The organism is Ensifer sesbaniae (assembly GCF_013283665.1).
Lineage (GTDB): Bacteria > Pseudomonadota > Alphaproteobacteria > Rhizobiales > Rhizobiaceae > Ensifer > Ensifer sesbaniae.
Map to the genome: position 1 here is coordinate 3,531,466 of NZ_JABEKU010000001.1, position 13,201 is coordinate 3,544,666.

Here is a 13,201-nt window from a genome sequence, read left to right on the forward strand (position 1 = left end):
ATTTGGCGCCCCTGCCCCATCCCTGTTGAAACGGGCACCGACACCTCGCCTTGTCGCGTGATGCCCGGCACCATGAACGAGAGCGAGATGACGATGTGCAGCGGCTTCCCGCCCGCATCCCGCTCTGGGGTGATCTAGAGCATCCCGCTCGCACGTGAAGTCACCGGACGCGGAAAAGACGCTCTAGCTTCAATGTATTAGAGCGTCCTTTGTGCGTTCGTCCGAACGCACGACGCTCCAAGGCACGACGCCCGCCCGTCGAGATCGTGCCGCCGACACCTCCGCAAAGAAAAAACCGGCCTTGCCCTTGCGGGAACAAAGCCGGTCTCGTCCTGTCTTCAGTGCCGGCAGTTACAGCAAAATGCCTTCATGCGCGTTTTTTGTGACACTATTGTTTATGCTGACGATCGGCTCGCCACTTTTCTGGTCGCGCTGCACGGAAATCTTGTGCCGCGCGCCGTTGAGCGTCACCTCGGCGGAGTAGCCATCCCAGGCCGCCGGCAGCACCGGCCTGATGACTAGCTTGTCGCCCTGCCTGCGGATTCCGAGAATACCCTCGATGCCGACGCGATAGAGCCAACCGGCCGACCCGGTATACCAGGTCCAGCCGCCGCGTCCCGCGAGATCGCCTTCGCCATAGATGTCGGCGGCGACGACATAGGGCTCGACGCGGTAGTGCTCCGCCGCCTCCCGGCTTCCGGCATGCGAGACCGGGTTCAGCATCTGGAAGACGCGCCAGGCCTCTTCGGCCCTGCCCTGTTCGGCGAAGGCCAGCGCCACCCAGGTGGCCGCATGGGTATATTGCCCGCCATTCTCGCGCACGCCGGGCGGATAGGCCTTGATGTAGCCCGGATCCTGCGACGTCCGTTCGAGCGGCGGCGTGAACAGCCGGACGATGTGCTGATCTGGATCAACGAGTTCGGCCATGACCGCGTCCATCGCCTTGAGCGAGCGCTGCTCGTCGCCTTCGCCCGAAAGCACGCTCCAGGACTGACCGATCGAATCGATCCGGCACTCGAGCGCCTCGCTCGTGCCGAGCGGTGTTCCGTCGTCGTAATAACCGCGACGATAGTAGTCGCCGTCCCAGCCGGCGGTATCGAGCGCCTTCTTCAGGGTTTCGAGATGCGACTCCCAGCGGGTGACGCGGGTCTGGTCCTTGCGCTCGCGCGCGTAAGGGAGGAAGCCACGCAGGGTGCCCGCGAGGAACCAGCCGAGCCAGGTGCTGGTGCCCTTGCCGGCAGCGCCGACCCGGTTCATGCCGTCGTTCCAGTCGCCGCCGAGGATCAACGGCAGGCCGTTCTTGCCGGTCCGCTTGATCGCGAGATCGAGCGCGCGAGCACAATGCTCGTAGACGTCGCCGACCTCCTCGGAGATTTCCGGCTTGTAGAAGGCGTCGTGCTGGCCCTCTTCGAGCGCCGGCCCGCTGATGAAGGCGATCTGTTCCGACAGGATGTCGGATGTGCCCGTCACCGAGCAGTAATGCGTGACGGCATGGGCGAGCCAGACGACGTCGTCGGAGATCATCGTGCGCACGCCGGCGCCGGTTCCCGGCAGCCACCAGTGCTGCACGTCACCCTCGACGAACTGGCGGGCCGCGGCGTTCAGGATCTGCGCCCGGGCAAGCTCCGGCCGGTGGATCAGGAAGGCCAGCGTGTCCTGCAACTGATCGCGGAAGCCGAAGGCACCACTCGCCTGATAGAAGGCGGAGCGTGCCATGATGCGGCAACCGAGGCTCTGGTAGGGCAGCCAGTGGTTGATCATGGCGTCGAAAGCCGGATCCGGCGTTTCCACCTTCACGATATCGGTCAAATCGCGCCAGAACGTCTTTGCCGCGTCGAGCACCGTATCGAAGGCGGTCTCGCGCAGCTCACCGATGATGGCGCGAAGCTGATCCTCATTGTCGGCATCGCCGAGAATGAAGGTGACCTGCCGCTCGGCGCCGGGTTCGATCGTCAGATCGGACGCAACGACGGCGCAGGGATCGCCATCGACGTCGACGGAGCCGGAGAGGTCGGCGCCCGAAAGCACCGCCTGCGGCACGAGGATGCCGCCGAGCGAGCCGAGGAACTCCCGGCGGCTCGCGGTGTAGCCGGCGGCCTGGCCGCCATCGACAGTGAAGAAGGCGAACCGACCGGCATAGTCGATGCTATAGGGGTTGGTTGCGACCAATGCGGCTGCCTCCTCGTCCCACTTCGAGAGGATGAAGGGTGCCGAACGGGCGCGGTTGTTGCCGAGCACCCACTCGTTATAGCCGTAGAGCCTCAACCGCCGTGCCGTCGCGGCACGGTTCCGGATCGAGACCCGGATGAGCTTTGCCGGCAGGCTGCGGTGGACCGTATGGGTTGCCTCGATCTCGAGGCCGTCCTGGGTGCTGCGGAAGCTCGAATAGCCGAGCCCATGTGCGGTTTCGAAGACGACGGAGCGGCGACGCGAGAGCGACGCATAGGGCGTCGATACCGAACCACTCTCCATGTCGCGGATGAAGATCGCTTCGCCCGGGCGGTTGATGACCGTGTCGTTCGTCCACGGCGTCAACTGGTAATCGCGCGAGTTGCGGCTCCAGGAAAAGGCCGCCCCTTCCGCCGAAACGTGGAAGCCGAACTGCTCGTTGGAGATCACGTTGATCCAGGGCTGCGGCGTCGCTTCGCCGCCACGCAGGCGCACGACGTATTCGCGACCGCCTTCGGCAAAGCCGCCGAAACCGTTCCAGAAGGAAAGGCCGTCGCCCCTGACTTCCGCCGGGGCAACGTCCGTCTTCTCCTGCGGCGCGGCCAGCAGCGGTCCGACGAACCCGGTGGTCTTCTCGCTGCCCTTCACCGGCGCCGGCGAATAGAGCGAGTTGGCGCGGGCGATCTGATCGGAGATCGTGCCGTTGCGGGCATGGAACACGGCGCGCGAAGCCGACAGAAGCGTCGACCAGGTCTCCGCCTCCATCAAGTCGCGCCGCACCGAGAAGATGTGTTGGCGCGGGCCGTCCGAAAGACCGCGAAGCCTGAGGTTCTCGCACATGAAGTCCAGCGCGTGCTGCATGTCCTGCGCATAGGACGAAGCCCGCTCGTTGATGATGACGAGGTCGGCGGTGATGCCGCGGGCACGCAGGTATTCCTGGGCGCGTAGCGCTTCACGCGCGATGCCGAGGTCGCCGTCGTCGTTGATGCGGAGGCAGAAGATCGGATAGTCGCCCGAGATCGCCAGCGGCCAGAGCTTCGACTGGGAGTCGAGGCCAGCCTGCACCGTTGCCGTATCGGCACGCAGGTGCATGTCCGGATAGACGAGATAGCGGCCGAGCATCTGGAAGCTCGCCGCCTCCTGCGAAGTCACGCCGACATGGCGCATCTGCACCTGGCTGCGGGTCCAGGCGTGGATGAGCTCCTGGTTGAAGGTCTCCGGATGGCGGTAGCGGTCGATCGCCCGATCGACCTCCTCGCGGTTCGGCGCAGCGATCGTCCAGAAGACGACGCTGACCTTCTTGCCGGCGGGCACGCGGACGACGCGGCGCAGCGACATGATCGGATCGAGGGTAAAACCATCGGTTCCTGAAAGCACCGCATCCGTATCGAAGGCGGCCGCTTCGGCAAGCGTCCGGCCCGGGCCGATGAAGCGGCGACGGTCGGTCTCCGCTTCCGTATGGCGATCGCTGCCGGCATTGTCGGTGACGAGATGCGCCACTTCCATGTCCGGGTCGCTGGCGCTGCGCTTGTTGCGGCTGACACGGATGACGTCGCCACGGCGGCTGATCTCCGTGCGCACGAACATCTTCGAGAAGGCCGGATGCGCGCTGTCGGCCTCGTCGGTCGAAAGCACCGGCTCGGCATAGGAAGTCACTTCGATGAAACGATCCTGGGCGCCGGTATTGAGCAGGATGACCCGGCGGCCTTCCGCGTCGTGTTCGGTGGCGACGATGCACTCCACTTCGCTGGTGAGATCGCCGACCGTCTTGACGAATTCGGCCTTGTCGTCGCCGAAGCGGGTCAGCACCTTCTCGCGGGCGGCGCGGCGCGGCTCCGATGTCGCCGACCACCAATCGCCGGTGGTCGTGTCGCGCAGGAAGATGAAGGTTCCGGTGCGGTCCTCGACCGGATCCGGCTTCCAGCGGGTGACGGACTGGCCGTTCCAGCGGGCGTAACCGGCACCATTGGCAGTCAGCATGATCGAGTAGTGACCGTTGGAGAGGAACACGGTCTCACGGTCCTGCGCCAGCGGGTTCTCGATGATGCGGACTTCCGGACGCAGGAGATCGTCCTGGCCCTTGCCGACCGATTCCGGCTCGCGCTTGGCATTCATGATCGGGATGTCGCGCGGCGCCTTTTCCTGCAGCAAGAGTTCGGCGGCCTCGATCACCGGGTCGGCGTGGAACCACTCGCGCAGGCGGCCATTGAAGACGACGTTGGCGACGGCCGCGATCGACATGCCATGGTGGTGCGCATAGTAGTTGCGCACGACCGCGCATTTCTGGCCTTCGGGCACGCGCGTCGGCGTGAAGTCGACGGCATCGTGGAAGCCGTAGGCGCCGAGCGCGCCGACCTCGCGCAGACGGCCGAGGTTGGCGAGCGCCGATTTCGGATCGTACATGCAGGCAAGGATCGAGGCGTAGGGCGCGATGACCGCGTTCTGGCCGAGGCCGCGCTTCAGGCCGAGCGTCGGCACACCGAAGTTGGTGTACTGGTAGGTGAGTTCGTGGTCGCGCGCATTGAACGCGGCTTCCGAAATGCCCCAGGGCGTGCCGAGGCGGCGGCCGTGGTTGATCTGCTCCTTCACCACCAGATTGTTGGTCTGGTTGAGGATGCCGCCCTGCCGCTCCTGCATGACCAACGGCGGCATCAGATATTCGAACATCGAGCCCGACCAGGAGATCAGCGCGCCGCGCGCGCCGATCGGCACGATCGGACGGCCGAGCTTGTACCAGTGCTCGGTCGGCAGGTCGCCCTTGGCGATGGCAAACAGGCTGGTGAGACGGGCTTCCGAGGCGAGAAGGTCGTAGCAGGCCTCGTCGAGTTCGTTGGCGTTGACCCGGAAGCCGATCGACAGCAGGCGCCGCTCCGGCCGGAACAGGAAGCTGAAATCCATCGAGAAGGCGATGTCGCGGGCGCGGTCCTTCAGCACCAGCAGGCGCTGGCGCAGCGATTCGATCGCACTAAGGTCGAAGACACCGTCGGCAATATGGGCTTCACAGGTACTGACCAGTGCGTTTGCCCATTTCGTCACTTCCGTGCTTTGCGGCGTGCGCACCTCATGGTCGAGGTTGACGGTGAGCTTGTGCATGTCGCGCGCCAGCACGGCGAGGTTGATCACCCGGATCGACGCGAACTCGCGCTCGCGCTTGACTGCAGCAAGAGCGTTCTGGAAGCCGACGATGCGTTCCTCGATCAGGCGGCGCAGCGGCCGGACCGTCTTGCGGTCGTCGGGCAGCTCGCGCAGCACCTCCTCGAGGATCGCGACGACGTCGCCGATGCCGTCCAGGCTGCCCTGGACATGCGCCGAGGGGGCCTCGGCCCAGTCGCGGCACATCGACGATACGGCGATCAGGTGACCGGCAAGGTTGCCGCTGTCGACCGACGAGATGTAGCGCGGCTCCATCGTGTCGAGCGTGTTCGTCCGATACCAGTTGAACAGATGGCCGCGATACTTCGGCATCCGGTCGATGGTGGCGATCGTCTGCTCCAGCCGGTTGATCGTCTCCTCGAAGCCGATCCAGCCGAAATCGCGCGCCGACATCACCGACAGCAGGTAGACGCCGATATTGGTCGGCGAGGTGCGCTCGGCCAGAACCGGCTGCGGCGTTTCCTGGAAGTTGTCCGGCGGCAGGAAGTGCTGCTCGGCGGTGACGAAGGTCTCGAAATAACGCCAGGTGCGACGCGCAATCAGGCGCATCTCGTCGATTGCCTCGTCGGAGACGACGAGCTGGTCCTCGGTTTCGGCCGACTGGCTGACGAACCAGGCAACGGCAGGCGACAGCGCCCAGAGCAGCGCGAAGGGAATGCCGATGAACGGCAGGCCGGTGTCGGAGACCGCGGCAAGTGCCAGCGAAAGCGCCGAAAGCGCCGGCGCGATCCACATGGCGCGATAGTAATCGCCGATCGTGCCGTGGCCGGCACTCTGCACCTGCGCCGCCGTACGCCATTCGAGCATCAGCTTGCCGCTGACGAAGGTGCGGTAAAGCGAGCGCACGATCGCGTCACCCATCATCGCCGCATTGTGGGCAATGAAGACGATGCGCAGCGCCACTTGCGCATTGGCCGCACGGATTTCGGTGAGCACGGCGTGAAGGTGGGCGCGAGCGACAATGTCGTTGCGGCGCGGCAGGAGGCCGTTGATCAGCGACAGAGTCGGAGCCACGAACAAGCTGAAGATCAGCACGATCTGCCAGATCAACGCTTCCGCCGGCTCCATATAGTACCAGCCCATGACCGAGGCGACGAGCCAGGCAAGCGGGATCAGCGAGCGGCGCAGGTTATCATACATCTTCCAGCGGCCGAGCATCGACAGCCCGTTCGAGAAGTTGAAGATGTAGGGCAGGAGCTGCCAGTCGCCGCGCGCCCAGCGATGCTGGCGCGACATCTCGACCTCATAGCGGGTCGGGAAATCCTCGACGAGCTCGACGTCGGTCACCAGCGCGCAGCGCACATAGGAGCCTTCGAGCAGGTCGTGGCTGAGAACGGCGTTTTCCTGGATCCGGCCCTTCAGCGCCGCCTCGAAGGCGTCGACATGGTAGAGGCCCTTGCCGGTGAAGCTGCCTTCGCCGGCGATGTCCTGGTACACGTCGGAAACGGTGAAGACATAGGGGTCGATGCCGCGGTTGGCCGAGAAGATGCGTTGGAAGGCCGAGGCTTCGCTGCCCGTGGTCAGCGACGGCGTCACGCGCGGCTGCAGCAGGCTGTAGCCGGCGATTACCTTCTGCGTCTTAGGGTCGACCACCGGGCGGTTGATCGGATGGCAGATCTTGCCGACGAGCTTCGTCACCGCATCGCGCATCAGGCGCGTGTCGGAATCGAGCGTCATGACGTACTGGACGTTGTCCGGCACCGTGTTGGCGCCCTGCAGGAATGAGGTGTCGCGGTCGCCGCGAAGCAGCATGTTCAGCTCGTGCAGCTTGCCGCGCTTGCGCTCCCATCCCATCCACACGCCTTCCTGTTCGTTGAACAGGCGGCGGCGATGCAGGAGGTAGAAGCGCGTCTTGCCGTCATAGGCGTAGCGCGCCGAAAGCTGGGCAATCTCGCGCTTGGCGTAGTCGAGCACGTCGGAATCGGTGCTCGACTCCTCCACCTTGCTGTCCGCCCAATCGCTCAAAAGCGCGAAGTAGATCTCGCCACGCGGATTGGCCAGATAATGTACCTCGAGATTACGCACGAGTTCGTCGACATGGTCGCGCTTGGCGATCAGGCAGGGCACGACGACGAGGGTGCGGGCATGCTCGGGAATCCCGTCGAGGAATTCGTAGCCGACAAGTCGCGATGGTTTGACGAACAGCGTCACCAGCGTGTTGAACAGGCCCATCGCGCCTTCCGAAGCCGGAAGCGCGAAAAGAAGCAGCATGATCAGCTTCGCGCCGTTCGGAATGTCCATCGGGCTGACGAAGGAAAAGACGGCGATCATCGCCAGGATGGTCAAGAGGATGTTCGGTCCGGCGATCGCGAACCAGTCGAGCTTTCGGCTGATACGGATGATCGTCTGCAGCAGCGAGGGTCGGTAGCCGATCCTCTTCTCGAGCATCTTCCGCTGCTTGCCGACGAGGAAGGAACCGACATTCGGCTCCTGCAGCGGCGCTTCGGTCGCGGCCGCGGCCTCCGCCTCGCGCACCATCTCGATGGCGATCTGCGTCACCTCGTATTCGCTGTGACCGGAGCGGCGAGCCAGCTTCTCGATCGTATCGCGATACTTGTTGCGCGAGCCGAAATCGAGCGCTGCATAGTCGGAGCCCTCGCGCAGCGCCGCATCGATCTTGCTGACGCTTTCGAACCAGACGGCCCAATCGGTGTCGTCGACTTCGCGCAGGCTGCGGATGATGTTGCTCATCGTCGCGTTACCGGACGACAGGCGGTTCTGCTCCGCGACCAGCGCGTTCTCAACGTCGCTGCCGCGGTTCTCGAGCTGCTCCTCGATCCAGCCGATGACGGCGCCCGAAGTCTGCGAGCCGTCGCGCATGCGGTAAAGCAGTTGCGCGACGAAGGTGTTGTCGGCGGCCAGAGCTTCCGACTCGGCCAGCAGTGCCCGACATTTTTCCGGATCGTTCAGGCGGATGATCTGGTCGGCGACATCGTTTGCCTTGCGGCGCATGCCGCGCGAGCGCTCGACGCGGATGGCGATCCGGCGAAGATTTTCGATCAGCACGAAGCGCAGTATCGACGGCAGCGCCCAAAGTTCGCCGATCTTGAAGGTCTCGTGCTTCTGGAAGCCCTCGACCATCGCCGTGATGCTTTCTCGCGTCACCGTGCTGTGCGTGTGGGCGACATAGAGCCAGGCGAGCGCCATGGTGCGCGGAATCACCGTGCCCGAAACCGGGAGCGTCGGAAGCTGGCGATAGAACCGGCGCGGGAAGTCGCGCCGGACTTCCTGGATCGCTTCTTCGACGACATGGTGGTTGTCGAGCAGCCACTCGGCGGCCGGCGTTATCGTCGCCCCGGCCTCCACGTCGGCGGCCGTCGCCCGGTAGACGCGCAGGATCTCGTTCTCGTTTTCACGATGCCGCGGGCGGAACTCGAACGGGAAGAAACCCGGCAGCGCGGAAGCGCCCTTCAATGCGAGATCCTCGCCGCATTGCCGGAGGTCCTCCATCGAGAAGAAGGTGGCGCGGATCGAATCATTGTAGTCGATCTGCTTTGCTTCCGGTTCGCGCGGAGAGGTGGGCGGCGTAGTTTGAAGCTGCATGGGTACGGGTTCTGAATCCAGCCGGGGTTGATCGGCCCGGTCCTCGTTGGGTTGCCGGGTTGGCTGCGGACCTGAGAATTCAGGCTGAGCCGGCGCGTTGCTAGACACGGTCATGTGTCCTCCCATCCACCGTCAATTCCCGCATGTGGGGAACTGGCGGTAACAGGCACCGCCCTCGACTGGGCATCGGAGATCGCAAAGCCGGCGGCGCATTGGTTTTCAAGGCCGCGTGATGCATGAAAATGGCATTTTTTAGCCGTGGTGCCAACAGCTTGCAAGGATTGCTCATATAAGTTTGGACGATTTGCGCACAGACGAATCAAGCCGAAACCGGCCGCTAAACACGCCCCCAATGGCACTTCGATACAGCTCTCTCAATTGCCCTCTTCTCAAGCTTCATCGCGGATGGCAGACGAGGCGAAACGTGAAGCGGCGAGGAAGGTTCCCTCGATTTGCAGAAAATCCGTCAGCCTACCTGCTCGGTAATCCACTCCCGGAAGGCCAGGCTGATGGGGTTTTCGAGTTTGCCCTCGGGCACGGCGAGATAGTAGCTGTTTTCCGTCTTCATCGGCCGGTCGAGCACGATGCTGAGCGTGCCGGCGGCAATTTCCTGTTCGATCAGGTAACGTGGCAGCAGCGCAAAACCGAGGCCCGCCGTCGCCGCTTCGATCACCATGGAGAACTGGTCGAAGCGGTTGCCGCGATAGGCGCCGCGGCCGTCCATGTCGTTCGCCTCGAACCATTGCGCCCAGAGCTTGGGACGCGTGGCGAGGTGCAGCAACGGGCCGGCGACGAGATCCTCGGGAGTCTTGACCGGATGGTTCGCCAAGAGGGCGGGGCTTGCAGCGGGCACGATGATCTCGCTGCAGAGATAGCTGCAGGTGGCGCGCGCCCAGACCGGTTGGCCGTAGTGGATGGCGAGATCGAAGTTCTGTTCGTCGAAATCGAAAGGCGCGGAACGGGAGGCGATGTTCAGCACCGTATCCGGATGGCGCTTGAGGAAATCGGGAAGGCGCGGCACCAGCCAGCGGCTGCCGAAGGTCGGCAGCGAGGCGATCGACAGCGTCGAGTCCGCCCGGGCCGAGGCCATGGCGCGCACCATCAGTTCCTCGGTCTGGTTGAGGAGACGCCGAACCTCCGGCAGGAATTTTTGGCCGGCATCCGACAGGATCACCCGCTGGCGCACGCGCTCGAATAGAAGCACGCCGAGTTGGTTTTCGAGATCCTTGATCTGCCGACTGACGGCACTTTGGGTGAGGTTCAGCTCGGCTGCGGCCTGCGTGAAGCTGCCATGTCGCGCCGCGCATTCGAACGCCTGCAGCGTCGTCACGTCGGGAACCAGCCTGCGGCTTAACTTCATTCCAGCCTCGCATCAACATAGTCGGAAGCAACGCGATCAATGGCCAGTTCGATCGGATATGATCCGAAATGAGAATGACCTTGTCCTTCACCCATAGCGCGAGGCGAGCCCCAGTGAAAGAGAATAGTTCCGTATCCGCCGACGACATCCGTTCGGCCTTTTCCGCAGCCATGTCGGTCATGTACCGCGAAGAGGTGCCGGCCTATGGCACGCTGATGGAACTGGTCGCCAAGGTGAACGACGATACGCTCGCCGCCGACCCGCTCCTGAAGGAGCGTCTGAACGCCACGGATTCGCTCGATCGTATCTCCGAGGAGCGCCACGGCGCGATCCGCCTGGGCACGCCGGCCGAACTCGCAATGATGCGCCGCGTCTTCGCCGTCATGGGCATGTATCCGGTCGGCTACTACGATCTGTCGACCGCCGGCGTCCCCGTCCATTCGACCGCCTTCCGCCCGGTCGGCGAGGCCGCGCTGAAGCGCAACCCGTTCCGCGTCTTCACCTCGCTGCTGCGCCTCGACCTGATCGCCGACGAAGCGCTGCGCGCCGAAGCCGAGGTCATCCTCGCCGCGCGCCAGATCTTCACCGCCGGCGCCGTGGAGCTGACGGAAAAGGCCGAGCGCGACGGCGGCCTCGACAAGGCGGACGCCGAGCGTTTCGTCTCGGAAGTGCTCGAAACCTTCCGCTGGCACGACAAGGCCAATGTCAGCGCCGACATGTATAAGCGCCTGCATGACGCCCATCGCCTGATCGCCGACGTCGTCTCCTTCAAGGGGCCGCACATCAACCACCTGACGCCGCGCACGCTCGATATCGACAAGGTGCAGGCGCTGATGCCGGAATACGCCATCGCCCCGAAAGCCGTCGTCGAGGGGCCGCCGACCCGCAAGTGCCCGATCCTCCTGCGCCAGACCTCGTTCAAGGCCCTGGAAGAGCCGGTCTCCTTCAGGGATGCCGACGGCACCTGGAAGGCCGGTTCGCACACCGCCCGCTTCGGCGAGATCGAACAGCGCGGCATTGCGCTGACGCCGAAGGGCCGTGCGCTCTACGACGAGCTGCTCGACGCCTCGCGCAAGATCGTCCGCCCGGCGGCCGACGGCTCGAATGCCCGCGAATACGAAGCGGCACTCGCCAAGGCGTTCCAGCCTTTCCCCGACACCTGGGCAGGTATCCGCGAAGCCGGCCTCGGCTATTTCAGCTATTCGCCGACGGAGAAGGGCCGCAAGGCCGGCATTTCCCCGGCCCGTGACATCGAGGCGCTGATCACCGACGGCCTCGTCCAGTTCGACGCGATCGTCTACGAAGACTTCCTGCCGGTCAGCGCCGCAGGCATCTTCCAGTCGAACCTCGGCGACGGCGCCCAGCAGGAATTCATCGCCAGCCCCAACCAGAAGCGTTTTGAAGCCGATCTCGGCGCCACCGTGCTCAACGAATTCGACCACTATGCCGGCATCGAGCAGGCTTCGATCGAAAGCTGCATCCAGGCCTTGACCGGCGCGATCGCTGCGGAATGATGCTTTCGAGATGATCGAGAAACTGCACATCGACGCATTGACCGGCATCCTTGGAGACAAGGGTGTCGTCACGCGTCCTGAAGACCTGGAAGCCTACGAGACCGGCGCGCGCTATGATCGTGGCCGGGCTTCGCTCGTGTTGCGGCCGGCGACGACGGAAGAAGTCTCCGCCGCTGTTGCCTATTGCGTCACGAACGGCATCGCTTTGATCCCGCAATCCGGCAACACCGGCCTCGTCTCCGGCTCGACCCCGGACCAGTCGGGTGATGAAGTCGTCCTAAGCCTCGACCGGCTGACCAAGCAATTCGATCTCGACCTCGACAACCGCTCGGTGCGGCTCGATGCCGGCTTCCGGCTGTCCGATCTCAACCGGCGCCTGGAAGAGCACGGCCTGTTCTTCCCGATCGATCTCGGCGCCGACCCGCGCATCGGCGGTATGATCGCCACCAACACCGGCGGTTCGCGCTTCCTGAAGTACGGCGACGTGCGTCGCAATACGTTGGGCCTCAAGGTCGTGCTGGCGGACGAGGACGGCACCGTGCTCGACCTGCAATGCGACCTGCGCAAGAACAACACCGGCGTCGACTGGAAGCAGATCTTCTTCGGCACCTCGGGCGCCTTCGGCATCGTCACCGAATGCGTGCTGAACCTCGAGCGCCTGCCGCAGCAGACGGCAACCGCGCTTCTGGTTCCGGCCAGCGGCGCTGATGTACTGCCATTGCTGAGAGCCATGGAAGAGCGGCTCGGCGCCTATCTCTCGGCCTTCGAGGGCATGTCGAAGAACGCCGTCAAGGCGGCCTTCGCCCATGTGCCATCGCTGAAAAATCCGTTCCAGGGCGGCAACGTCCCTGATTACGTCATCCTTGCCGAGATCAGCCGCACCTGGAGCCCACGCGAGGGCGAGCAGTCGCTCGACGCCGTATTGGAATCCGTGCTCGCCGAGATCTGGGAAATGGACTCGGCGCCGCTCGCCGACGCGTTCGTCGGCCCACCGCACGAGATCTGGGCGCTGCGCCACGCCTTGTCTGAGGGCGTCAAGCACCTGGGCAAGCTGATTGCCTTCGACCTCTCCTTCCGCAGGGGTGACATCATGGCCTTCTGCGACCATATGAAGGGCGAAATGCCAGCGAAATTTCCTGACGTGACCGTCTGCGATTTCGGCCATATCGGCGACGGTGGCGTGCACTTCAACCTCGTCGTGCCGAAGGACAGCGACCTTCTCGAGGACGAGACCTTCGAACCGAGGCTTCGCGAATGGGTTTTCGCGGTCGCCGTCGAGGAGTACCACGGCAGCTTCAGCGCGGAACATGCGATCGGCCGCCGCAACCAGGCCTATTACGACTTTTATACACCAGACAAACTCAAGGACATGGCCGCAGGCCTGAAGACGCTCACCTCGCCGGGAAAGCTCGGCAGCGTGCGTTTCGGATAGGCCAGAGCGGAATGAGGAAAAGTGTGTGCG

General features: G+C 64.2%; 4 protein-coding genes. 2 read left to right on the plus strand and 2 right to left on the minus strand.

All coding sequences use genetic code 11. From position 1 onward, the window contains the following. Nucleotides 1-351: 351 nt before the first annotated feature. Both ndvB and BHMPCIPO_RS17230 read right to left on the minus strand, forming a co-directional pair. A complete protein-coding gene (gene ndvB, locus BHMPCIPO_RS17225; protein WP_173517893.1) occupies nucleotides 352-8,979 on the minus strand; it encodes a cyclic beta-(1,2)-glucan synthase in 8,628 nt (2,875 codons plus the stop codon). A gap of 352 nt (nucleotides 8,980-9,331) precedes the next feature. Next, a complete protein-coding gene (locus tag BHMPCIPO_RS17230; RefSeq protein WP_173517894.1) occupies nucleotides 9,332-10,225 on the minus strand; it encodes a LysR family transcriptional regulator in 894 nt (297 codons plus the stop codon). 113 nt (nucleotides 10,226-10,338) lie between these two features. On the opposite strand from BHMPCIPO_RS17230, the gene hglS reads away from it, so the two are divergent. Both hglS and BHMPCIPO_RS17240 read left to right on the plus strand, forming a co-directional pair. After that, nucleotides 10,339-11,739, plus strand: coding sequence for a 2-oxoadipate dioxygenase/decarboxylase HglS (hglS, locus tag BHMPCIPO_RS17235; RefSeq protein ID WP_173517895.1), 1,401 nt, complete (start codon nucleotides 10,339-10,341; stop codon nucleotides 11,737-11,739). Between the two features lie 10 nt (nucleotides 11,740-11,749). Then, nucleotides 11,750-13,171, plus strand: coding sequence for an FAD-binding oxidoreductase (locus BHMPCIPO_RS17240; protein WP_173517896.1), 1,422 nt, complete (start codon nucleotides 11,750-11,752; stop codon nucleotides 13,169-13,171). Nucleotides 13,172-13,201: the final 30 nt, after the last annotated feature.

Coding starts and splice junctions, on each gene's coding strand:
- ndvB (WP_173517893.1), bottom strand. CDS start 8,979: ATGACCGTGTCTAGCAACGCGCCGGCTCAGCCTGAATTCTCAGGTCCG.
- BHMPCIPO_RS17240 (WP_173517896.1), top strand. CDS start 11,750: ATGATCGAGAAACTGCACATCGACGCATTGACCGGCATCCTTGGAGAC.
- BHMPCIPO_RS17230 (WP_173517894.1), bottom strand. CDS start 10,225: ATGAAGTTAAGCCGCAGGCTGGTTCCCGACGTGACGACGCTGCAGGCG.